Genomic DNA, 23500 nt, shown 5'->3' on the forward strand with positions numbered 1-23500 from the left:
AGCGAGCGAGTCATCAGGAGGTGCGCATGAGCACCCCGGCCTTCCCGGAACTGCCCGCCGGCTTCCGCTTCGGCGCCGCCACCGCCGCCTACCAGATCGAGGGCGCCCACGACGAGGACGGCCGCGGCCCGTCCATCTGGGACACCTTCAGCCACACCCCCGGCCGCACCCTCGGCGGCGCCACCGGCGACACCGCCTGCGACCACTACCACCGCTACCCCGAGGACGTCGCCCTGCTGCGCGGGCTCGGCGTCGACAGCTACCGCTTCTCGATCGCCTGGCCCCGCCTGCTGCCCCGGGGCACCGGGTCCGTCAACCGGAAGGGCCTGGACTTCTACGACCGGCTGATCGACGAACTGCTGGACGCCGGGATCGCGCCCGCCGCCACCCTCTACCACTGGGACCTGCCGCAGGCCCTGGAGGACCGGGGCGGCTGGCGCGTCCGGGAGACCGCCGAATCGTTCGCGGAGTACGCCGCCCTCGTGGCCGAGCGCTACGGGGACCGGGTCGAGCGCTGGATCACCCTCAACGAACCGTTCTGCTCCGCGTTCGTCGGCTACGCCGAGGGCCGGCACGCCCCCGGCGCCCAGGAGGGGCGCGGCGCCCTCGCCGCCGCGCACCACCTGCTGGTCGCCCACGGCCTCGCCGCCCGGGAACTGCGCGCCGGGGGCGCCGGGGAGGTCGGGATCACACTCAACCTCGACCGCCTGCACGCCGCCTCCTCCCTCCCGGAGGACCGGGCCGCCCGGCGCCGGGCCGAGGTCCTGCACAACGAGGTGTGGACGGCGCCGCTGTTCGCCGGGCGCTACCCCGCGCACGAGGCCGACACCTGGTGCGGTCTCGCGGACGGCCCCTGGCGGCGGCCGGGCGACCTGGACCTGATCGGCGCGCCGCTGGACTTCCTCGGCGTCAACTTCTACCGCCCGATCACCGTGGCCGCCGCGTACCACCGCACGGACGACGTCGACCGGCGCACCGCCGTGGACATCGGAGTCACGGAGCCGGACCCGTACGGCACCCGGCACACCACCATGGGCTGGCCCGTCGTGCCGACCGCGCTCACCGAACTGCTCCGCGGCCTCCACGCCCGCTACCCGCAGCTCCCGCCGGTCTGGATCACCGAGAACGGCTCCGCCGAGGCCGACAGCCTCACCCCCGACGGCCGCGTCCACGACGCGGAGCGGATCGACTACCTGGCCGGCCACCTCGCCGCCGTCGCCGACGCCATCGCGGCCGGGGTCGACGTGCGCGGCTACTACGTCTGGTCCCTGCTGGACAACTTCGAGTGGGGGCGCGGCTACGAGCAGCGCTTCGGCCTGGTCCACGTCGACTACGACACCCTGACCCGAACGCCCAAGGACAGCTACCACTGGTACCGGGGCCTGATCACCGCGCACCGCGCGCGGACGGAGGAACCTGCCCGATGAAGTTCACCGACGGCTACTGGCTGATGCGACCGGGCGTCACGGCGCGCTACGCCACCGAGGTCGCCGACGTCCGGACCGACGATGACCGGATGACCCTCTACGCGCCCGTGAAGCACGTGCGCGGCCGCGGTGACACGCTCAACAGCCCACTGCTGACCGTCGAGTGCTGGTCCCCGGCCGAGGGCGTGATCGGGGTGCGCACCACCCACCACGCCGGATCGGTGCGGCGCGGACCGGAGTTCGCGCTGCCCGGCGCCGAGCCGGGCAGCGGGAAGGTGCGCCGGGACGGCGACGTGGTGGAGCTCTGCGCCGGCGAACTGACCCTGCGGGTGGACACCTCGAAGCCGTGGCAGCTGGAGTTCACCGCCGGCGGCCGGGTCCTGACCACGGTGGGCGAGCGCGGCACCGGCTTCGTCACCGACGCGGGCGGCCGCCACCACATGCTCGGACAGCTCGCCCTGGGCGTCGGCGAACTGGTCTACGGCCTGGGGGAGCGGTTCACCCCGTTCGTCCGCAACGGCCAGGTGGTGGACATCTGGCAGGCGGACGGCGGCACCAGCAGCGAACAGGCGTACAAGAACGTCCCGTTCCACCTGACCAACCGGGGCTACGGCGTCCTCGTCAACCACCCCGGCCGGGTCAGCTACGAGATCGGGTCCGAGGCGGTCGGCCAGGTGCAGTTCAACGTCGAGGACCAGTCGCTGGAGTACTTCGTCGTCCACGGCCCGACCCCCAAGCTGATCCTGGAGCGCTACACCGCCCTCACCGGCCGCCCCGCGCTGCCCCCGGCCTGGGCACTGGGCCTGTGGCTGACCACCTCCTTCACCACCGACTACGACGAGGCCACCGTCAACCGCTTCGTCGGCGGCATGGCCGAACGCGGCATCCCGCTGAGCGTGTTCCACCTCGACTGCTTCTGGATGCGCGAGTACCAGTGGAGCGACTTCGCGTGGGACCCGGACACGTTCCCGGACCCGGCCGGCATGCTGGCCCGGCTCAAGCAGCAGGGGCTGCGCATCTCCGCCTGGATCAACCCCTACATCGCCCAGAAGTCGGAGCTGTTCGCCGAGGGCATGCGCGAGGGCTACCTGGTGCGCCGCCCGGACGGCAGCGTCTGGCAGTGGGACCTGTGGCAACCGGGCATGGCGCTGGTCGACTTCACCAACCCCGCGGCCCGCGACTGGTACACCGGCAAGCTGCGCACCCTGCTGGCGGTCGGGGTGGACTGTTTCAAGACCGACTTCGGCGAGCGCATCCCCACCGACGTCCTCTGGCACGACGGCTCAGACCCGGAACGGATGCACAACTACTACACCCAGCTGTACAACCGGGCCGTGTTCGAGCTGCTCCGGGAGGAGCGCGGGGAGGGCGAGGCGCTGCTGTTCGCCCGGTCCGCGACCGTGGGCGGCCAGCAGTACCCGGTGCACTGGGGCGGCGACTGCGAATCGCACTTCAACGCCATGGCCGAGTCGCTGCGCGGCGGACTCTCCCTCGGGCTGTCCGGTTTCGGGTTCTGGAGCCACGACATCGGCGGCTTCGAGGGCACACCGACCCCCGCCGTCTTCAAACGCTGGACACAGTTCGGCCTGCTCTCCTCGCACAGCCGGCTGCACGGCAGCAAGTCCTACCGCGTGCCGTGGGACTTCGGCGAGGAGGCCGCCGAGGTCACCCGCGAGTTCACGCTGCTCAAGCACCGCCTGGCGCCCTACCTCCAGCACGCGGCCCAACAGGCGCACGCCACCGGCCTCCCGGTGATGCGCGCCATGGTGCTGGAGTTCCCGGACGACCCGGCCGCCGCCGCGCTCGACCGGCAGTACCTGCTCGGCGACGACCTGCTCGTCGCCCCGGTCTTCACCGAGGACGGCACGGTCGAGTACTACGTGCCCGAGGGGACGTGGACCAACATCCTGACCGGCGACCAGGTCACCGGCCCGCGCTGGGTGCGCGAACGGCACGGCTTCCACACCCTGCCGCTGCTCGCCCGCCCGGACTCCGTCATCGCGTTCGGGGCGGACGACCAGCGCCCGGTCTCCGCCTGGGCCGAGGGCGTCGAGCTGCGGGTGCACGCCTTCGCCGACGGCGCCGAGCGCAGCGTCGTGATCCCGCGCACCGAAGGCACCGGCGAGAGCGCCCGCTTCCGGCTGCGCCGCACCGGCGACCGGCTGAGGGTGACCACCGACAGCCCGCACCCGTGGCAGCTGAGGCTCGGGGGCCCGGACGGCGCCCTGCACGTCAGCCCGGCCGGCACCCACGAGGCCGAGCTGACCTACCCGGCCTGAGGCCGGCCCCGGACGCGAGGTCCCGCGCGCCCCCGCATGGGCGCGCGGGACCTCGCTCCTTGTCGTCCGTACTCGCCGGGTCGCGCGGGCCGGGTCGGACGGAACCGTGCGACCCGGCTGACGGATGCGGTCAGCGGGCGCCGAGGAGGTGTTCGAGGGCCAGCTGGTCCAGCTGCTCGAAGGCCATGCCGCGCCGGGCGGCGGCGTCGACGTCGAACTCCTCGAAGGCGGAGCGGTCCGCCAGCAGCCCGCTCAGGCCGTCCTCCGCCGTGGGGAGGGCGAGTTCGGGCAGCCGGGAGGCGGCGAGCGCGGCCCGCACCTCCGGGTCGGCCCGGAAGGCGCGGGAGCGCTCGGCCAGCAGCAGGTAGTTGCGCATGCAGCCGGCCGCGGACGCCCAGACGCCGTCGAAGTCCTCGGTGCGCGGCGGCTTGAAGTCGAAGTGCCGCGGGCCGTCGTAGCCGGCCGATTCCAGCAGGTCGACCAGCCAGAAGGCCTGCCGCAGGTCTCCGGCGCCGAAGCGCAGGTCCTGGTCGTACTTGATGCCGGACTGGCCGTTGAGGTCGATGTGGAACAGCTTGCCGTGCCACAGGGCCTGGGCGATGCCGTGCGGGAAGTTGAGCCCGGCCATCTGCTCGTGGCCGACCTCGGGGTTGAGACCGACCCGATCGGGCCGCTCCAGCGCGTTGATGAACGCCAGGGCGTGGCCGACGGTGGGCAGCAGGATGTCGCCGCGCGGCTCGTTGGGCTTGGGCTCGATCGCGAAGCGCAGGTCGTAGCCCTGCTGCTCGACGTACTCGCCCAGCAGGTCGAAGGCCTCCTTCAGCCGGTCGAGCGCGGTGCGCACGTCCTTGGCCGCGCCGGACTCGGCGCCCTCGCGCCCGCCCCAGGCGACGTAGACCGAGGCACCGAGCTCGGCCGCCAGGTCGATGTTGCGGATCGTCTTGCGCAGCGCGTAGCGCCGGACGTCGCGGTCGTTGGCGGTGAAGGCGCCGTCCTTGAAGACCGGGTGGGTGAACAGGTTGGTGGTCGCCATCGGGACCGTCAGCCCGGCGTCGTCCAGTGCGGCCCGGAAGCGCTTGACGCTCTGCTCGCGGGTGGCCTCGCCCGCCCCGAAGGGAATCAGGTCGTCGTCGTGGAAGGTGACGCCGTAGGCGCCGAGGTCGGCCAGTCGCCGCACGGTCTCGACCGGGTCGAGGGCGGGGCGGGTGGCGTCGCCGAAGGGGTCGCGACCCTGCCAGCCGACGGTCCACAGGCCGAAGGTGAACTTGTGCGCGGGGGAGGGGGTGAGGGCGTCGCTGGACATGGAGCGGCTCCGGGTTCCGTGCCGAAAGGGTGTTTGTCAGGGCTCTCAACAAATTAGTATGCCGGAACGTCAGAAGGAACCCCCATCGGAGGAACGCATGCCCGAGCAGCGTGTCGTGATCGGCTTCGACAGCTCCACCCAGTCCACCAAGGCGCTCGCCGTCGACCTCGACACCGGCACCGTCCTGGGCCGGGGCCGCGCCCCGCACACCGTCAGCACGGGCGCCGGTCGCGAGAGCGATCCCGAGCAGTGGTGGGACGCGCTCGGGCAGGCCGCGGCGGGAACCGGCTGGGCGGCCCGCGCGGCCGCCGTCTCGATCGCCGGTCAGCAGCACGGTCTGGTCACCCTGGACGCGGCCGGAGTGCCGGTCCGCCCGGCGCTGCTCTGGAACGACGTCCGGTCCGCGCCCCAGGCCGCCGAGTTGAAGGCCGCGATCGGCGCCGCGGAACTCGCCCGCCGCACCGGCAGCGTGCCCACCGCCGCCTTCACCGCCCCCACGTGGGCCTGGCTGCGCGCCCACGAGCCCGCCGCCGCCGACCGGGTCGCGGCCGTCCGCCTGCCCCACGACTTCCTGACCGAGCGGCTGACCGGGGAGGCGGTCACCGACCGGGGCGACGCCTCGGGAACCGGCTGGTGGGGTCCGGACGGCTACGACCGGGACGTCCTCGCCCGGATCGGTCTCGACCCGGGCCTGCTGCCGGAGGTCCTGCCCCCCGGCGCCCGGGCCGGTGCCGTCCGCCCCGGGACGCCGCTGCGCGAAGGCACGCCGGTGGCCACCGGCACCGGCGACAACATGGCCGCCGCCCTCGGGCTCGGCCTGCTCCCCGGGCAGCCGGTGCTCAGCCTCGGCACCTCCGGCACCGTCTACGCCGTCGGCCGGCGCAGGCCCGCCGACCCCAGCGGCACCGTCGCCGGCTTCGCCGACGCCCTCGGTGGCTGGCTGCCACTGGCCTGCACGCTCAACTGCACCCTCGCCGTCGACCGCTTCGCCGCCCTGCTCGGCCGTGGCCGCGACGAGGTCGAGGACGGCGGCACCGCGGTCGTCCTGCCCTACCTGGACGGCGAGCGGACACCGGACCTCCCGGGGGCCTCCGGCCTGGTCCACGGGTTGCGGCACGACACCACCCGGGGGCAGCTGCTGCAGGCCGCCTACGACGGCGCCGCCCACGCCCTGCTCGCGGCCCTGGACGGCGTGCTGCGCGCGGGCGGCGCGGACCCGGCGGGCGACGAGCCGCTGCTGCTGATCGGCGGCGGCGCCCGCGGGCAGGCCTGGCAGCGGACCGTCCTGCGGCTCTCGGGCCGCGCGGTCCAGGTGCCCGACGCGCAGGAACTGGTCGCGCTCGGCGCCGCCGCCCAAGCCGCCGCGCTGCTCACCGGCGAGCCCGCCGACGCCGTCGCCCGCCGCTGGAAGACGGCGCGGGGCCCGGTGCTGGAGCCGGTGAAGCGGGACGAGGACGCGCTGCTGCGGATCGGGGATACCCTGCGTCGGGCCGGGGCCTTGCAGGGAGCTCCGGCCGAGGACCGGTAGGAGGGGCGGCGCGTGACAGTGGTCGGCAAGGCGAAGAACAGCCCGGGGAGTGGGCCCGCGTCGCAACAGGACATGCGACGGCGGAACCTCTCGGTCGTCCTCGGCGCGGTCGCCGCGCACCGCTCGCTGCCCCGCCCGTTGTCCCGTGCGGACGTCGCCGGACGCGTCGGCCTGACCAGGGCGGCCGTCTCGTCGCTGGTCGACGAGCTGATCGGGCGGGGTGCGCTGACCGAGGCGGAGACCCCGCCCGACGGGCGGGTCGGTCGCCCGGGACGCGCGTTGTCGGTGACCGACGAGGGCCCCGCCGGTCTCGGCCTGGAGATCGGCGTCACCCACCTCGGCGCGTGCGTGGTGGACCTGCGCGGCGAGCCGCGGGTGTGGCGCCGGGTGGAACGGGTCAACGCGGGCCGGCCGGCCGGGCGGGTCCTGGCAGAGGCCGCCGCGCTGGCCGCCGAGACGGAGGCCGAGGCCGCCGCCCTCGGACTGCGGGTCGAGGGCCGCGTCCTGGCCGTGCCCGGGGTGGTGCCGAACGGGCCCGGCGCACTGGTCGAGCGCGCGCCCAACCTCGGCTGGCACGGCGTCCGGCTCGCCGACCACTGGCCCGACCCGGACACCGTGCCCGAACCGGAGAACGAGGCCAACCTCGGGGCGCTGGCCGAGTACTGGAGCGCCGAGCCGGCCGTGGAGACCTTCGTCCACGTCTCCGCCGACACCGGGATCGGTGCCGCCCTGGTCATCGACGGGCAGTTGTTCCGGGGCGCCCGCGGCTTCGCCGGCGAACTCGGTCACATCCCCATCCGGCCGGACGGCGTCGAGTGCGCCTGCGGTGCCCGCGGCTGCCTGGAGCAGTACGCGGGCGAGGCGGCCGTGGGGGGGGGGGGGGGGGGGGGGGGCCGCCCCGCCCGCGCCCCCCCCCCGCCCCCGCGCGGCCGGGGCCCCCCCGGCGGGGGGGCGGGCCCGGGGGGGGGGGGGGGGGGGGGGGGGGGGGGGCCGGGGGGGGGCGGGCGCCGGCGGGGGGGGGGGGGGGGGGGGGGGGCGGGGGCGGCCCCCCCCCCCCCCGGCCGCGCCCGCGGCGGTGCCGCCGGGGCCGGACCGGCCCCGGCGGGGGACCCGGTCGCCCTGCTGGCCGAGCGGGCGGCCGCCGGGCACGCGCCCACCCTGGCGGCGCTGGACCGCGCCGGGCAAGCGCTGGGCCTCGCCCTCGCCTCGGCCGTGGAACTCATCGATCCGGACGGTCTGGTCCTCGGCGGCGCCTACGCCGAACTCGCCGACTGGCTGCTCCCTTCCGTGCGCGCCGAGTTGGCCGCCCGGGTCACCGTGCGGCCGTGGGCCCCGGAGGCGCTGCGCCCGTCCGCGCTGGGGCGGCGCGGGCCGCTGCTGGGCGCGGCGCTGACGACGGTCCGCCGGATCATGGCGGACCCGACCCTGCTGCCCGTCGGCTGACCCGGGACCCGTACCGCGTGGTCAGTCGTGCTCGACCACGACCATCGCGTGCCCGTCCACCGTGGTGACCCGTACGTGGACGTACTCGCCGTCGTGCTGCCAGGCGAGCTCCTGCCCGGCGGGCTGCAGCCGCACCGAGCGCGGCGCGGCGGCGAGCCGGACGGCGACGGGCACGTCGACCAACGGGAACGGGTCGTGCACCAGGTCCAGTTCCGGGGTCTCCCGGGAGGGGACGAAGCTGACCAGGTGCACCACGGTGCCCGTGGCGGTCCGGACGACCGTGGTTTCCAGGTGGACCGGCCCGCCGGCGCGCAGGAGCGGGTCCGGCAGGAGCCGGTCCAGGGCCGCGCCGAGCAGCCGGCGGTACGCTTCCAGGCCGTGCTCGTGGAAGGCCTCCAGCAGCGGCACGGTCACCACGGCCACCCCGTCGCCGACGACGACGGCCACCTCGTCGGTCGGGTCGGCCGGGGGAGTGTAGGAGTGGCCGCAGAAGCGCTCCCAGGAACGCGGGAAGTACGGCGCCACGACCCGGGCCAGGACGTCGGCGCCGGGCAGCGCCCGGGCGGTCAGCCGGGATCCGTGGCTGATGACCGGGAAGTCCTCCGGGACGCCGGGGACGTCCTGGCAGGCGAGGAAGACCTCGCCGGCCGGAGCCGGGGCCAGGTCCTCGACCGGGAGGTCGGGCAGGGCCGGCTCCGTACCGTTCCTGAGCAGCGCGGGCCCGACCAGCAGCACGGCGCCACCGGCCCGCCGGTACTCCTGCAGGCGCTCGGCGAGGGCGTCGTCGACCGTCGTGGTCTCCGGCACCACGACGGCCCGGTACCCGCCGAGGTCGGCGGTCGGCGGGACCACGTCGAACTGCGCGCGGAGTTGCTGCAGCGCCCGTACGGCGCCGATGTTGCTCGCGCCGGGGTTGTCGCCGAGGCCCGGGTCGACGACCACGGCGAGCTCGCTGACGACGCGGCCGGCGTCGAGGAAGGGCTCGCACTCCTCGATGTGCCGGTAGACCGAGCCGATGAGCTCGTACACCGCGGGGGCGGGCACGCCCCGCGGGTGCAGCACGTCGCCGACGCCGCTGGTCAGACCGTGGCTCAGCATCTGGCTGCTCTCGTAGAGCAGCGCCGCCCGGGGCTTGAGGCCGGCGTTGTCGCCCCAGCTCTCGTGGAACCGCCCGGTGTGGCTGAGGGTCGGAAGCCCCAGCGGGCGGACGAAGCGGGCCACGTACGGAAGGAAGGCGTAGCCCCAGCCGCCGGTGGGCAGCCCCTCGATCTCGACGTGCCGGACGAACTGCCGCTCGTCGGGCAGTCCGGTCTTCGGGCGGCCGTTGAACCAGACGCCCTGGGCGGCGTCCGGGGGCAGGGCCTTCTCCACCATCGCCGAGTAGCGGGCCATGTAGCGCCGGGCCACCAGGTCCGCGTAGCGGGCCCGGTGGTCGGCGTCGGCCGGGTCCAGTCCCTCGCGGCGCATCCCGTCGACCGCCCAGCGGCTGACACTCGGCTGGTTCCAGCACATGTCGATGAAGATCCCGTCGACCGGGGCGAAGCGCCGCAGCACCTCGTCCAACTGGTCGGCGAAGTAGTCGGCGTAGGGGCTGGACAGGTCGAGGACGTTCCAGCCCGCCTCGAACGCCGAGGTGGTCCAGCGGCTGATCTTCAGGTTCTCGTCGTGCGCGACCCACTCGGGGTGCTCCCGGGCGGCGTACTCGTCGACCTGGAGGGAGAGGTAGATCGGCGCGCGGATACCCACGGAGTGCAGGGCTTCCACCTGCTCGGTGAGCAGGTCCAGGTCGGGGGCGAGGCCGGGGTGGCGCTCGGGCCGGTCGGTCCCGTAGTAGAGGTGGCCGTGGTGGCACTTGGCGAAGACGGTGACGCTGTCGACGTGGGCGTCCCGGAAGGTCTGCGCGAAGGTCACCGGGTCGAAGTCCCGGCCCACGTCCGGGATGTCGGGGCTGGTGTGGAAGTCCAGGTGCACGGTGCGGCGGGGGAAGTGACCGGGGCTGTGAGCGTTCACAATACCATGAGTCATGGGATGGATTTATAGGAGGTGCACGCTGAGGTGTCCAGAGGTTCGAGGCAGGAGCTGTGAAACTGCCCGCCGGTGAGCAATCATCAGAGGGATCATTGCGACGCCCACCGCCGCCTCGTATGGTCAGGCATCTCGGATTCATCCGATGTCTTGATGGGAGCCCCCACATGAGGCTGCTGCGAATCGGCGCCCCCGGAGCGGAGACGCCGATCGTCCGCGATGGGGGCGGAGCGACCTTCGCCCTACCCCACCTCCAGCGCTCCGCCGCCGCTTCGGTGGTCAACACCTGCTCCATCGCCGCCACCGCCGGCCTGCCGCGGCGGGCGCTCTACTCGGCGACCAAGAGCGCGGTCCTGTCGCTCCCCCTGGCCATGGCCGCCGACCACGTCCGCGAGGGCATCCGGGTCAACTGCGTCAACCCCGGCACCGTGGACACCCCGTGGGTCGGCCGGCTGCTGGACACCACGGACTACCCGGCCGCCGAGCGTGCGGCGCTGAGCGGCCGCCAGCCGCACGGACGCCTGGTCACCGCCGAGGAGGTGGCCGCCGCCATCACCTACCCGGCCTCCCCCTCGGCCGGCAGCACCACCGGTACGGCGCTGCAGGTCGACGGTGGGATGGCGGGGCTGCGGCTGCGGCCGGAGCCCTGGCCGTGATCGCGCGCCAACGGCCCCTCGGGCCCAGCGGGGTCACGGTCGGCGAACTCGCCTTCGGCGCGGCAGGCATCGGCAACCTGTTCACCCCGGTGACCGATGCCGACGCGGAGGAGGCCGTCACCGCCGCCTGGAAGTCCGGCGTACGGTACTTCGACACCGCCCCGCACTACGGCCTGGGCCTGTCCGAGCGGCGGCTCGGCCGGGCCCTGAGCGGCCGCCCCAGGGACGAGTACGTCCTGTCCACCAAGGTCGGCCGGCTGCTGCGCCCGGCACCGGAGCCGGGTGGCGACGACCTCGCCCACGGCTTCGCCGTCCCCGCCACCCAGCACCGGGTCCGGGACTTCAGCGCCGTGGGCGTCCGCCGCTCGATCGAGGACAGCCTGGAGCGGCTCGGCCTGGACCGGATCGACGTCGTCTACCTGCACGACCCGGACGACCACGCGGAGCAGGCACTCGCCGAGGCGTACCCGGAACTGGCCCGGCTGCGCGCCGAAGGCGTGGTCGGCGCGATCGGCGTCGGGATGAACCAGGCCGGACTCCTCGCCCGGTTCATCCGCGAGGCCGACCTGGACGCCGTCCTCCTGGCCGGCCGCTACAGCCTGCTCGACCAGCGCGGACTCACCGAGCTGCTGCCGCTGGCCGCCGCACGCGGCGTCGGCGTCGTCATCGGCGGCGTCTTCAACTCCGGCCTGCTCGCCGACCCGCGGCCCGGCGCCACCTTCGACTACACCGCCGCGCCCGAGGAGTTGCTCACCCGTGCCCTGCACCTCAGGACCGTCTGCGAGAAGCACGGCGTGCCGCTGCGTGCCGCGGCGCTGCACTTCCCGTTCGGGCACCCCGCCGTGGTGAGCGTGCTGGTCGGCACCCGCAACGCCGCCGAGGTCCGGGACGCGGCCGCCATGCTCCGGCACCGTGTCCCGGACGAACTGTGGGCGGAACTGAAGGACCGCGACCTGCTCCCACCGGACGTCCCGACCCCGCAGGAGGCGCACTGATGCGTCGCGCTGTTCATCACCTGCTTCGACGACACCCTGCTCCCCCTCGGCCGGGCTCCCCGTGGTGTGGGAACCGGGGCCATGACGGCCGCCCGGTCCGGCCCCGGTGCCCGGAACCCCCGCGGCCCGGCCGGGCAGAACCCCTGTGCTGCGAAGATCAGATGACCAGCGCCCCGGACGCTCTGCGACCGCCTCCCCACCGGTGGGGCGAAGACCTTGTCACTCCACAGGCGCGGACGTCTTCCGTTCCCGCCGTGTCCGGGCTCCACCGCCGCGGGCCGGGACCGCGGGCGGGCTCACATCGAGCCGAGGGTCTGGGCGCACCAGATCGTCTTGCCGTTGGTGGAGTGCCGGGTGCCCCAGCCCCGGGTGAGCTGGGCCACGAGCATCAGGCCCCGGCCGCCCTCGTCGAAGGCGCGGGCCCGGCGTAGGTGCGGGCTCGTGGAGCTGGCGTCGGAGACCTCGCAGATCAGTGCGGTGTCGCGGATCAGCCGCAGCCTGATCGGCGGCGCGCCGTACTTGATGGCATTGGTGACCAGTTCGCTGACGACCAGCTCGGTAACGAACGCCTCCTCCTCCAGGCCCCAGGCGGCCAGTTGGTCGGCGGCCAGCCGCCTGGCGTGCGCCACCTGGGAGACGTCGGGCTCGACGCCCCAGTCGGCGACGTGCCCGGGATCCAGCGCATGGGTGCGGGCGAGCAGCAGGGCCGCGTCGTCGGTGCGGTGGTCGGGGAGGAGGGCCTTCATCGCCGTGTCGCAGAGCGCCTCCAGCGAGGCGGCCGGTTCGCTCAGGATCCGCAGCAGGTCGATGACCCCCTGCTCGGCGTCGCGCTCACGGTTCTCCACCAGCCCGTCGGTGTAGAGGGCGAGCAGGCTGCCTTCGGGCAGCTCGATCTCGGTCGCTTCGAACGGCAGCCCGCCGACGCCGAGTGGGGGCCCCGATTGCGCGAGGACCGAGGTACTGGTGCCGTCCGGCGCGATGACCAGCGGCAGCGGATGACCCGCACTCGCCATGGCGCAGCGGCGGGAGACCGGGTCGTAGACGGCGTACAGACAGGTGGCACCGATTTCGCCGGTCGACTCGAAACCGCCTTCGGGCCGGGCCTCGTCGGGCAGGTGGAGCACCAGGTCGTCCAGGTGGGTGAGCAGTTCGTCGGGCGGTAGGTCGACGTCGGCCAGGGTGCGGACGGCGGTGCGCAGCCGGCCCATGCTGGCCGAGGCGTGCACGCCGTGGCCGACGACGTCGCCGACGACCAGCGCGACCCGCGCGCCGGACAGTGCGATGACGTCGAACCAGTCTCCGCCCACGCCCACGCCGGCCCCGGCGGGCAGGTACCCGGAGGCCATGTCGACCGCCCCGTGGCCCGGCAACCGCTGTGGCAGCAGACTGCGTTGCAGGGTCAGCGCGGTGGTGTGCTCGCGGGTGTAGCGGCGGGCGTTGTCGATGGCGACGGCGGCCTTGGCGGCCAGTTCCTCGGCGAGGATCAGGTCGTCGGCGGTGAAGGCCTCGGGCCGGTCGCTACGGGCGAAGGCGACGACGCCGAGCAGTGCGCCGCGAGCCAGCAGCGGCACGGTGATCCGGCCGGTCAGCCCCTGCGCGGCGATGGTCCGGTCGATCGTCGGGTTGCCCGGCGGCCAGTGGGCCGGGTCGGCCGCGAGCCCGGGACCGAAGGCCCATTCGCCGCCCTGGTCGGGTTCGGCGGCGAGCTGGACCATGGACCTGCCGGTGGCCATGCAGCGGGCCGGGACGGAACCGAGGGCGTAGACGACGGGCGTCCCGGATCCGGAAGGCCAGCCGGGGTGGTCCCGCGCGGTGTGCCGGGCGGCCCGGTTGAGCGTGATGGATCCGCCGGTGGTGATCGTGGCGGGCGAGGGCGGTTCCTCCCCGCGCAGCACCTCGTCGAAGAGGTCGACGGTGACGAGGTCGACGAAGCCGGGGACCGAGGTGCGGGCCAGTTCCTCCGCGGTGCTGATCACGTCGAGGGTCCGGCCGATGCCGCTGCTGGCCTCGTTGAGGATGAGCAGGCGTTGGCGGGCCCAGTACTCGGCGCTCATGTCGAAGCCCCAGTTGGCGACCGCGCGGACCCTGCCCCCGGCGTCCCGGACGGGCCACATGCTGGTGGCCCAGGCGTTGGCGTAGGCGCTGCCGAGCGGGCGGAAGACCGTGATGAGACGCGCGGCCTGCCCCGTCCTCGCCACCTCGGAGAGCTGGTGGGTGTACGCGGCGTCGTCCAGCTCGGGGAACAGCTCGCGGTACTTTTCGCCGAGCACCTGTTCCTCCGAGTGCGCTATCACCCGGCACGCGGCGCCATTGATCCACAGGAACCGCAGCTCGGGGTCGTAGATCCCCAGGGCGAAGGGGCACTGCTCGAAGGCCCGGTCGGCGATCACCGGGCGGCGCCCCCAGCGCTGGACGGTCATCACGCGGCCCGACTCCAGGGCGTCCGCACCGCGCAGCGGGTGGGTCGTCACCACGGCCTCCACCGTGGAACCGTCCCGGTGGCGCAGGGTGACCAGAGGGTCCGGTTCGGAGTCGCCGCCCCCGGGGAATCCCGGCGGGGGATCGACCAGCAGGTCGGTCACGGGACGGCCGACGACCTCCCGCGCCGTCCAGCCCAGCAGGAGCAGCCCGCCCTCGCTCCAGGCGCTCACCAGGCCGTCCGGAGCCACCACGACAACAGCCGTAGGCGCGTCCCGCATGCCAGCCGAATCCACGTGCCAGACCTCCGCCCGGGCAGCCGCGCACGCCGGAACCGGATTCCGGCGCCTGCGTTCCAGCCTAGGTCGGGCCCCCGCCGCTCGCGCACCCAGTCACAACGGGCAGGGGAAGGGCCGTGATCGAGTACGGCGGGAGCGGCTGGGCACCCGCCGTGCCCCGCGCCGCCGTGCCCCGCGCCGCCGTGGTCAGTCCGGTGCCGCCCTTTCCGTACGAGACGGTGGTGGCCGTCAAGACATGGGATGGATCGGCGAGAGATCCAGCCTTGGATGTCCACTGGAACGGCCGGTGAGTGGGAACGTGCCTGCTCGCGTACGGGAGGCGCGAAGGAGTGGGCGTCGGACGCCTTCCAGGACATGGGATGGCCTGCTACGTTGACGTCGTGTCCCTGACTGACAAAGCCATCGCCCGCATCCGTCAGCTGATCCGGGAGGGCGAGCTGCCGCCCGGCTCGAAGCTGCCCCCCGAGCAGCAGCTCGCGGCCGAGCTGGGCCTGTCCCGGAACCTGATGCGCGAGGCGGTCAAGGCACTCGTCGTCGCGCGGGTCCTGGAGATCCGGCGGGGGGACGGCACCTATGTGACCAGCCTCGCGCCCGGTCTGCTGCTGGAAGGGCTCGGCGGCGCGGTCGAACTGCTGCAGGGGGACACCGTCCTCGAACTCACCGAGGTGCGCAGGCTCTTCGAGCCGGTCGCCACCGCGCTGGCCGCCACCCGCGGCACCGACGAGGACTTCGCGGAGGTGGAACGCCATCTGGCGGCCATGCGGGACGCGCGGGACGACGTCGAGCTGCTGATCCGGCACGACGCGGCCTTCCACCGGGCCGTGGTCCGCGCCACCCGCAACGAGACCCTGGCCACGCTGCTGGAGCACATCTCCGGGCGCACGCTGCGGGCCCGGGTCTGGCGGGGCCGGGCGGACGCCGACGCGGCCGGCAGGACCATCGCCGAGCACCAGGCGATCCTCGAGGCCCTCACCGCCCGCGACCCCGACCTCGCCCAGGCCGCGGCCCTGATGCACGTCCACACCACCGAACGCTGGCTGCGCGACCACCTGGCCGAGGGCGACGAGATCCCCGACTCGCCGTCCGGACCGCAGCAGGACCGGACCCGTACCTGATCATCCGTCAACCATCGATCGAGGAGCGACCGCGGGTGGGAGTCGACGCGCGCCACCAGGTGTGGGACCTGACCCGGCGCCCGCACTCCTGGCTCGACGCAGCGGAGCCGGCAGCCGTCCGGCGTGACTTCGGGCCGTCCGACCTGGCCCCCCGGGCCCGAGCGGCGGGCATCGACCGCACCGTGCTGGTGCAGGTCCTGCCGGATGCCGCCGAGACCGAGGAGTTCCTCGCCCTGGCCGCCCTTGCGGACACCGGCCGCCGACGCACCGTCGGTACCGCCCCCTGACCTCCTTCTTCCGGCCCGTCCACCCGGACGCCGGACCCCGCCGCCACGATCGGAATGACAACGTGCCCACGGACACCCAGCAGCCCGCCACGGCTCCGCTCTGGTACCGGCGCGCCGCCGCCGACTTCCTGGAAGCGCTCCCCCTTGGCAACGGCCGGCTCGGCGCCATGACGTACGGAGGCGTGCACACCGAGCGGATCGAGCTCAACGCGGACACCCTGTGGTCGGGCGGTCCCGGTCCCCGGGACCGGGCAGGCGCCGCCGACCACCTGTCCGCCCTGCGGGACGCGGTGCTGCGCGACCGCGACCACGCCGGCGCCCACGCGATCGCCACGGCCCACTTCCAGGGCCCCGACACCGAGGCGTACCAGCCGCTCGCCACCCTCCTGCTGACCTTCCCGTCCTGCGGCGAGGACGACGCCGCCGACTACCGGCGCGAGCTGGACCTCGACGAGGCCGTGCACACCGTGTCCTTCACGTCAGGAGGAGTCCGGTACCGGCGGGAGGGCTTCGTGTCCGCGCCCGCGGGCGTGCTGGCCGTCCGCCTCGGCACGGATGCCCCCGGCGCCCTCGCCTTCCGGGTGTGCCTCACGACGCCCCATCCGGCCGCGGCCCCGACAGTCGACCCCGGATCCGGGGTGCTGTCGGTCCACGGGCGTGCCGCGCCACGCGTGTCGCCCCGGCACGGCGTGGCCCCCGTTCCCCGGGACGACGAGGGCACGGGTTTCGCCGCCGCGATACGCGTGCGGACGGTGAACGGAACCACCCGCGCCGTGGACGGCGGGATCGAGGTCACCGGCGCCGACGAGGCGGTGCTCCTGGTCGCCGTCGGCACCGGGTACCGGGACTGGCGGCAGCGGCCCGACGGCCCCGAGACGGCGCTCGCCGAGGCCCGCCGGTGGCTGGACGAGACCGGCGGGCAGGACTACGACGAGCTGCGGGCCGCGCACGTGGCCGACCACCGGCGGCTCTTCGGTGCGGCCGAACTCCGCCTCCACGGCCCGGCGGAGGCGGCGCAGCGGCCGACCGACGAGCGCCTCGTCGCCGCGAACGCGGGCGCCGAGGACCCGGGGCTCACCGCGCAGCTGTTCGCCTACGGCCGCTACCTGTTGATCGCCTCCTCCCGGCCGGGCACCCAGCCCGCCAACCTCCAGGGGATCTGGAACAACGACGTCACCCCGCCGTGGAACTCCGACTGGACGTCGAACATCAATGTCCAGATGAACTACTGGCCGGCCGAGACCACGGGCCTCGCCGAGTGCCACGAGCCGCTGTTCGACCTCGTCGCCGACCTCGCCGAGTCCGGGCGCTCCACCGCACGGGCCTACTACGACGCGCCGGGCTGGTGCTGCCACCACAACGTCGACCTCTGGCGCGCCACCAACCCCGTGTCGGGTGACCCGGTCTGGGCGCACTGGCCCATGGCCGGGCCGTGGCTCGCCGCCCACCTGTGGGACCACCACCTCTTCCACGGGGACCGCGACTTCCTGGCCGAGCGCGCCTACCCGGTCATGCGCGAGGCCGCCCGCTTCCTCACCCACCTCCTGGTCGAGGACGCCGACGGTGAGCTGCTGACCTGCCCGTCCACCTCGCCCGAGCACCACTTCAGGCTCGTCGACGGCTCCCTGGCCGCCGTCGACGCCGGCTCCACCATGGACTACTGGCTGGCCGCCGAACTCCTCGACAACACCGTCGCCGCCGCCCGCGAGCTCGGTGTCGACCACGAGCCGGCGGACGAACTGAGCCGCGTCCGCGCCCGGCTGCGTCCACCGGCGCTCGGAGCCGACGGCCGCCTGCTGGAATGGCGGGACGACCTCCCCGAGGAGGACCCCGGCCACCGCCACCTCTCCCACCTCTACGGCCTCTACCCGGGCAGCGCCGTCGACCCGCTCGGCGACACCACCCTGCTGGACGCGGCCCGCCGCGCCCTGGTCCGCCGGTTGGAACACGGCGGCGGCGGCACCGGCTGGAGCCTCGCCTGGGTCGCCGCACTCGCGGCCCGCCTGGGCGACGGCGCGCTCACCGGGCACGCCGTGGAGCGCCTGCTCGCGAGCTCGATCGCGCCCAACCTCTTCGACCTGCACCCGCCCCGGCTCTTCCAGATCGACGGCAACTTCGGCATCACCGCCGCCATCGCCGAGGCATTGCTGCAGAGCCACAACGGCATCCTGCGGCTGCTGCCCGCACTGCCCCCGTCCTGGCCTTCCGGCGACGTCCGCGGTCTGCGCGCGAGGGGCGGGCTCACGGTCGGCCTGAGCTGGCGTCAGGGCGTGCTGACCGGAGCCGAACTGCGGGCCGCCCGTGACACGACGGTCGACCTGTACCTGCCCGAGCGCGCGGGCCATCCCGTCATGACCGACGATCGGGGCGACCTGGTCGCGGTCGCCGCGGTGCCCGGCGACGCGCGCCGCCTGCGGGTCCACCTGCCGGCCGGTGGTTGCCGCCGGCTCTCCTACCCGGTGCCGGACATCGGCCACTGACTCTCCGACCTCATCCTGCAACCGGAATACGACAGCCGGCCGTCGAGCGGCCCGGACGCGGTGAGCCTCGTGAAGCGCCCCCACTGAGCCGGCGCTCCGCGAACTGCCGTCACCTGCGCCCCCAGCCGATCAGGTCGGAACTGACTGCCAGTCAATCGACGTTGCCACACGGGCCTTCGCCCGTCTCGGCCTGTCTCGCTGCCTGGCGGGTTCACGAGCCGATCCTGTGGTTCGCGGTGACGTGATGTCAAGTCGCTGTTCACCGCTCGTTCACCATGGAGGATCATCCGGATCCTGCGATCGTTGCCGAGCGGCGGCCATGTCGCATCCGCTCGTATACGGACGCATATCGTGCTCAAAGACTGCAAGTGATCGGATTTGATCGGACACGCTCCTGCAAGGCAGGCTCAGTGCCGCACAGTGGCGGATCAGCCACGGTCCGGCACGGAGGGAGCCGCATGTCCGGGACCGAGCACACCGAACCGACCGCGCACGTTGTCGTCGGGTACACCCCGCAGGAAGGTTTCGTCGCCGTCCAACTCAGCCCGCCTCCGGCGGAGTACGTGTGGCACGACCGGCAGGCCGAGCACCACGAGCAGCGCTTCGGCCCGGGCAACGGCTACCAGCAGTGGCTGGCCGTCGACGTCGACACGGGTGCCGTGTGGTTCGGGGACACCGACTGGCGCACGCAGGGTGGGGATGCCGGCCCCTGGCTGCCGGGCCGCCGCCGGGCCGAGGTCGGGGACGGCGCCCTGCCGTCCCCGACCGTGTTGGTGCACCCGTTCGACCATCGCGTCATCGACGGCCAGGGCGCCGATACCTGGCGGTTCTTCGGCGTGGACGAACTCCACGCACTGGCCCGGCGGGTGCTGCCCCTGGTCCAGCGGGTGATCGGGTCCCTTCATCGTGTGGGCCGGACCGAGGACCTGGAGTGGTCCGCCGAGGCCGCCACGGCCTGGACCGATCTCGAGCAGGCCTGCCGCTTCACGCTCGACGCGGCGGGAACGGTGACCTGGGCCGGAGCCGGCGCGAGCCGGGTTCCCGGATGGCGCATCGAGGTGGCGGACTTCCTCGCGCGGAACCCGGAGCTGTGTGACCCGGCCTGGGCGACGGCTACCGACGCCGAACTGGACGCCTACGCCGCCTACGAACCCGATTCCGGCTACGGAGGCGTGCCGGGACGGATGTGTGCTCCCGTGGACGTCCGTATCGAGGAGGGCTATACCTTCTACGGCCACCGCGCGGCCCTGTACGCCTACCGGGCGGCCGCGTGCGGCGACCGCACACCGGTCGAAGCCGGGCTCTGGCTCCGGGGCAGCGAGGCCGGACGGAGCAGTTGGAAGGCCGCGAAGGTCGTGGGTGCGAGTCTCGCCGACGCCACCGACTGCGTGTTGAGCCACCTCGCCGACACGTTCCGCAGCGCCGCGCTCGACGAAGGCGTGGTCCTCACCGGCCTGATGGCCCACCTTCGGGAACAGCGGGCCGAGGAGCGAGGGGCGGTCGACGAGACGCTCGTTGCCACCGGCCTGGAGCTGAAGCGCCTCGACGAGGTGCTCAAGGAGATCCGACTCGTCCGGAACACGATCCTGACCCGGGTCCTCAGCTGGAGCGACGGGCGGGACGACGAAGCGATCGCCCGGCTGGCGGCGATGTCTCCCGCCGCCGTGGCCGAGTGGCGGGATCGCCTCACCGCCGACGAGGGCCTCTCGCCGGAGTAGCGGGAGGCCACTGCGGGACTCGGCCCGCGGTACGGGTGCCGTCCACCTCAGGCAACGGCAGTCGGCGCCTGTGCCGTGAGTATCTCCTCCGGAGCCGGCAGGGCCCGCGGCGTGTGCCGGGTGTCGATCCGGACGGCGTACAGGAGCGGACGGCGCAGCAGCCGGGAGTCTTGACACCGTGGCGCCCGTGCCCCGAGGATCACCGAGTGAACCTGTCAGACAGCCAGACAGCCAGTTCGATCCCGCGGCGCATCAGCGCCACCGAAGCAGTGTTCGGCCACCTGCGCAGCGCCATCGAGCGCGGTGACTACGCGGTGGGCGACAAGCTCCCGTCCGAAGCGGAGCTGTGCCGGACCCTGGAGGTCAGCCGGCCGGTGCTGCGGGAGGCACTGCGGGCCCTCCAAGCCATGGGCCTGACCGTTTCCAAGACCGGAAAGGGCACCTTCGTCGTGGCGAACACGGTCGAGGACCCCACCTTCGGCGACTACGCGGCCAGTGACCTGCTGGAAGTGCGCCGGCACGTCGAGATCCCGGTCGCCGGGTACGCGGCGCTGCGCCGCACCCCGGGGGACCTGGACCACCTGGCCCACCTGCTCGACCGGATGGAGCGGGAGACCGACACCACCGCATGGGTCGCACTGGACACCGTGTTCCACCTGGCGGTGGCCGAGGCCGCCCAGAACCCGGTGTTCCGCCGGGTCATCGAGGAGATCCGTGACGCACTGGCGCGTCAGTCGACCTTCCTCAACGAGCTGGGCGGTCGGCGCGAGCAGTCCAACTGCGAGCACCGGGCGATCGTCGAAGCGCTGGTGGACGGTTCGGAACACGACGCCGTCGAGGCCATGTCGCACCACCTCCACCGGGTCGAGACGACCCTCACCGACATCGTGCGCCCCAAGCGGGCGGACACCCCCACGGAAGGCAGATCCGAGGCGTGAGCGAGCAGTTCCTCAAAGACGAGAACCGTCCCACGACCCGTCACGTCGATGCCGGGGACACCGGCTACAGCAAGTCCCTGAAACCCCGTCACGTCAACATGATCGCCATCGGTGGCGCGATCGGCACCGGCCTCTTCCTCGGCGCCGGCGGGCGTCTCGCCGATGCCGGCCCCTCGTTGTTCGTCGCCTACGCCGTCTGCGGCCTCTTCGCGTTCCTCGTCGTGCGGGCGCTCGGCGAGCTCGTCCTGTACCGCCCGTCCTCCGGGGCCTTCGTATCGTACGCCCGGGAGTTCCTCGGGGAGAAGGGCGCGTACACCGCGGGCTGGATGTACTTCCTCAACTGGGCGACCACCGGCATCGCCGACATCACGGCGGTGGCGACGTACACCCACTACTGGCACCTGTTCTCCAGCGTCCCGCAGTGGGTCATCGCGCTCATAGCCCTGGCCGTGGTGCTCACCGTGAACCTGATCTCGGTGCGGATCTTCGGCGAGCTGGAGTTCTGGTTCGCCATCGTCAAGGTCAGCGCGCTGGTGGTCTTCATGGGTATCGGGATCTTCCTGCTGGTCACCCGGCACCCGGTCGACGGCACCGTACCCGGTCCGTCGCTGATCACCGACAACGGCGGCATCTTCCCCCACGGCCTGATGCCGATGCTGCTGATCATCCAGGGCGTCGTGTTCGCCTACGCCTCCGTCGAACTGGTCGGTGTCACGGCCGGGGAGACCGAGAACCCTGAGAAGATCATGCCGAAGGCGATCAACTCGATCATGTGGCGCGTGGGCCTCTTCTACGTCGGCTCGGTCGTCCTGCTGTCGATGCTGATGCCCTGGAACAGGTACACCTCCGGCCAGAGCCCCTTCGTGACCGTGCTGTCCCACATCGGTGTCCCGGCGGCCGGCAGCGTGATGAACCTGGTCGTTCTCACCGCGGCCATGTCCTCGCTCAACTCCGGCCTGTACTCCACCGGCCGCATCCTGCGCTCGATGGCCGTCAACGGGTCCGCCCCGCGCTTCACCGCCCGGATGAGCCGCACCCAGGTGCCGTACGGCGGCATCCTGCTGACCAGCGGCATGTGCGTCTTGGGTGTCGGTCTCAACTTCGTGGTGCCCGCCGACGCGTTCGAGATCGTGCTCAACCTCGCGGCGATCGGCATCATCGCCACCTGGGGCATGATCATGGTCTGCCACCTCTTCTTCTGGCGGAAGACCCGGGCCGGCGAACTGACCCGCCCCGCGTACCGCCTGCCCGGTTCCCCCTGGACCGAAATCGTGACGCTGGCCTTCCTCGCCTCCGTCCTGGTCCTCATGTACGCCGACGGCGGCGCCGGACGCACCACCGTGCTGTGCGTGCCGCTGATCGCCGCCGCACTCGTCGCCGGCTGGTACGCCGTCCGCAGGCGCCCCGCGCGCGAAGCCGCCAGGGCCGACGGCTGAACCGAGCGGCGGCCCACGACGACGCGCGGACCGCTCCCGCCGTCGCCGAGGGCCGCCGCCGGCCGACCGACCGGAAGCGCCCCACCACCGATCGAGGCAGTGATGCACAGAAGTTCCCCCGCGGACGCTCCCGCGATCCGCGAACCCCACCACGTCCCCGTCGCCCACGTCACCCGCGGCGGCATGATCGAGGGGGTCCACTACGGCTCCGTCGTCGTCCTCGCCGCGGACGGCGAAGTCCGGTTCCGGCTCGGTGACATCGAGGCCGCCTGTTACCCGCGGTCGGCCCTCAAGCCGGTCCAGGCCGTCGCCATGGTGCGGGCCGGGCTGCCGCTGGACGGCGAGCTGCTCTCCCTCGCGATGGGCAGCCACTCCGGAGAGGAACGCCACCTCGCCAGCACCCGGCGGATCCTCGAACTGGCCGGCCTCGCCGAGGAGGACCTGCGCAACGTACCGGACCACCCGTACGACCCGGCCGTCCGGGACACCTGGGTGCGAGGTGACCGGCCGCCGTCCCGGCTCGCGCAGAACTGCTCCGGCAAGCACGCCGCGATGCTCTACCTCTGCAAGCTCAACGGCTGGCCCCTGAAGACCTACCTCGACCCCCTCCATCCGCTCCAGCGGGAGATCGCCGACGTCGTCGAGGAGCTGACCGGCCAGCGCACCGCGCACACCAGCGTGGACGGCTGCGGCACCCCGCTGTTCGCGGTCTCCCTGCACGGCCTCGCCCGCGCCGCCGCCCGCATCGCCACCGCGGCGCCGGGCACCCCCGGGTTCCGGGTCGCGGAAGCGCTGCGCGGTCACCCCGAGATGGCCTCGGGCACCGGACGGGACACGGCCGCGTTGATGCGCGCGGTGCCCGGACTGCTCGCCAAGGACGGCTTCGAGGGCGTCCAGATCGCCGCGTTGCCGGACGGCCGCGCCGTCGCCGTGAAGATCGCCGACGGGGCGAACCGGGCGCGCGTCCCGGTGGCGGCCGCCGCGCTGGCGCTGGCAGGAGTCGATCCCCGGCTGCTGGTGGACTGCGCCGGCGAAGCGACGGTCGGCGGCGGCCACCGCGTCGGCGAGGTGCGCCCGGTGCCGGCACTGGCGCCGCAAGCCTGCGCTGCTCCAGCGTGACCGATCCACGACCCCGCACCCGCCTCAGGAAGAG

At 73.6% G+C, this 23500-nt stretch carries 15 protein-coding genes and 1 pseudogene; 13 read left to right on the forward strand and 3 right to left on the reverse strand.

Features of this window, described 5'->3' with window-relative positions; all coding sequences use genetic code 11:
* Window positions 1–26: 26 nt before the first annotated feature.
* A complete protein-coding gene (locus ACZ51D_RS24975; RefSeq protein WP_465663567.1) occupies window positions 27–1427 on the forward strand; it encodes a GH1 family beta-glucosidase in 1401 nt (466 codons plus the stop codon).
* Entirely contained in the window at window positions 1424–3706 is a 2283-nt protein-coding gene (yicI, locus tag ACZ51D_RS24980; protein WP_465663568.1) for an alpha-xylosidase, read from the forward strand. The genes ACZ51D_RS24975 and yicI overlap by 4 nt, the downstream gene beginning before the upstream one ends.
* Before the next feature lie 130 nt (window positions 3707–3836).
* On the opposite strand, the gene xylA is transcribed toward yicI, so the two are convergent.
* The gene (xylA, locus tag ACZ51D_RS24985) at window positions 3837–5009 is read right to left on the reverse strand and encodes a xylose isomerase (RefSeq protein WP_465621697.1); all 1173 of its coding nucleotides are present in this window, start codon (window positions 5007–5009) and stop codon (window positions 3837–3839) included.
* A gap of 97 nt (window positions 5010–5106) precedes the next feature.
* Between xylA and xylB the strand changes: the two genes are divergently transcribed.
* Together xylB and ACZ51D_RS24995 are read left to right on the forward strand one after the other, a co-directional pair.
* The gene (gene xylB / locus ACZ51D_RS24990) at window positions 5107–6537 is read left to right on the forward strand and encodes a xylulokinase (protein ID WP_465621699.1); all 1431 of its coding nucleotides are present in this window, start codon (window positions 5107–5109) and stop codon (window positions 6535–6537) included.
* A gap of 72 nt (window positions 6538–6609) precedes the next feature.
* Window positions 6610–7980, forward strand: coding sequence for an ROK family transcriptional regulator (locus ACZ51D_RS24995; RefSeq protein WP_465663569.1), 1371 nt, complete (start codon window positions 6610–6612; stop codon window positions 7978–7980).
* Between the two features lie 21 nt (window positions 7981–8001).
* On the opposite strand, the gene ACZ51D_RS25000 is transcribed toward ACZ51D_RS24995, so the two are convergent.
* Complete coding sequence (locus tag ACZ51D_RS25000) at window positions 8002–10005, reverse strand: alpha-amylase family protein (protein WP_465663570.1); 2004 nt, start codon at window positions 10003–10005, stop codon at window positions 8002–8004.
* A 239-nt stretch (window positions 10006–10244) separates the two neighbouring features.
* On the opposite strand from ACZ51D_RS25000, the pseudogene ACZ51D_RS25005 reads away from it, so the two are divergent.
* Together ACZ51D_RS25005 and ACZ51D_RS25010 are read left to right on the forward strand one after the other, a co-directional pair.
* Window positions 10245–10661: pseudogene (locus ACZ51D_RS25005) on the forward strand (SDR family oxidoreductase); the annotation flags it as partial.
* Complete coding sequence (locus ACZ51D_RS25010) at window positions 10658–11656, forward strand: aldo/keto reductase (protein WP_465663571.1); 999 nt, start codon at window positions 10658–10660, stop codon at window positions 11654–11656. The pseudogene ACZ51D_RS25005 and the gene ACZ51D_RS25010, both read left to right, overlap by 4 nt.
* Window positions 11657–11952: 296 nt before the next feature.
* On the opposite strand, the gene ACZ51D_RS25015 is transcribed toward ACZ51D_RS25010, so the two are convergent.
* Complete coding sequence (locus ACZ51D_RS25015) at window positions 11953–14355, reverse strand: SpoIIE family protein phosphatase (RefSeq protein WP_465663572.1); 2403 nt, start codon at window positions 14353–14355, stop codon at window positions 11953–11955.
* Window positions 14356–14753: 398 nt separating this feature from the next.
* On the opposite strand from ACZ51D_RS25015, the gene ACZ51D_RS25020 reads away from it, so the two are divergent.
* The 7 genes from ACZ51D_RS25020 to ACZ51D_RS25050 all read left to right on the forward strand — a co-directional run bounded on the left by ACZ51D_RS25020 (window position 14754) and on the right by ACZ51D_RS25050 (window position 23466).
* Window positions 14754–15488 carry a FadR/GntR family transcriptional regulator gene (locus ACZ51D_RS25020; RefSeq protein WP_465621709.1) on the forward strand — a complete coding sequence of 245 codons (735 nt, stop codon included), beginning with the start codon at window positions 14754–14756 and terminating at the stop codon, window positions 15486–15488.
* Between the two features lie 35 nt (window positions 15489–15523).
* Window positions 15524–15775 carry a hypothetical protein gene (locus ACZ51D_RS25025; protein ID WP_465621711.1) on the forward strand — a complete coding sequence of 84 codons (252 nt, stop codon included), beginning with the start codon at window positions 15524–15526 and terminating at the stop codon, window positions 15773–15775.
* Window positions 15776–15837: 62 nt separating this feature from the next.
* Window positions 15838–18255: a glycoside hydrolase family 95 protein gene (locus tag ACZ51D_RS25030; RefSeq protein ID WP_465663573.1), complete on the forward strand. Its 2418-nt coding sequence runs from the start codon at window positions 15838–15840 to the stop codon at window positions 18253–18255.
* Window positions 18256–18713: 458 nt separating this feature from the next.
* Window positions 18714–19973, forward strand: coding sequence for a hypothetical protein (locus ACZ51D_RS25035; RefSeq protein ID WP_465663574.1), 1260 nt, complete (start codon window positions 18714–18716; stop codon window positions 19971–19973).
* Between the two features lie 206 nt (window positions 19974–20179).
* Window positions 20180–20911 (forward strand): FadR/GntR family transcriptional regulator, encoded by a 732-nt coding sequence (locus tag ACZ51D_RS25040; RefSeq protein WP_360500133.1) that lies wholly within the window; start codon window positions 20180–20182, stop codon window positions 20909–20911.
* Window positions 20908–22347, forward strand: a complete 1440-nt coding sequence (locus ACZ51D_RS25045) for an amino acid permease (RefSeq protein WP_360500136.1) — start codon at window positions 20908–20910, stop codon at window positions 22345–22347. The genes ACZ51D_RS25040 and ACZ51D_RS25045 overlap by 4 nt, the downstream gene beginning before the upstream one ends.
* Window positions 22348–22449: 102 nt before the next feature.
* The gene (locus tag ACZ51D_RS25050) at window positions 22450–23466 is read left to right on the forward strand and encodes an asparaginase (protein ID WP_465663575.1); all 1017 of its coding nucleotides are present in this window, start codon (window positions 22450–22452) and stop codon (window positions 23464–23466) included.
* Window positions 23467–23500 lie beyond the last annotated feature (34 nt).

The sequence above is a fragment of the Kitasatospora sp. NPDC033851 genome (assembly GCF_055576085.1).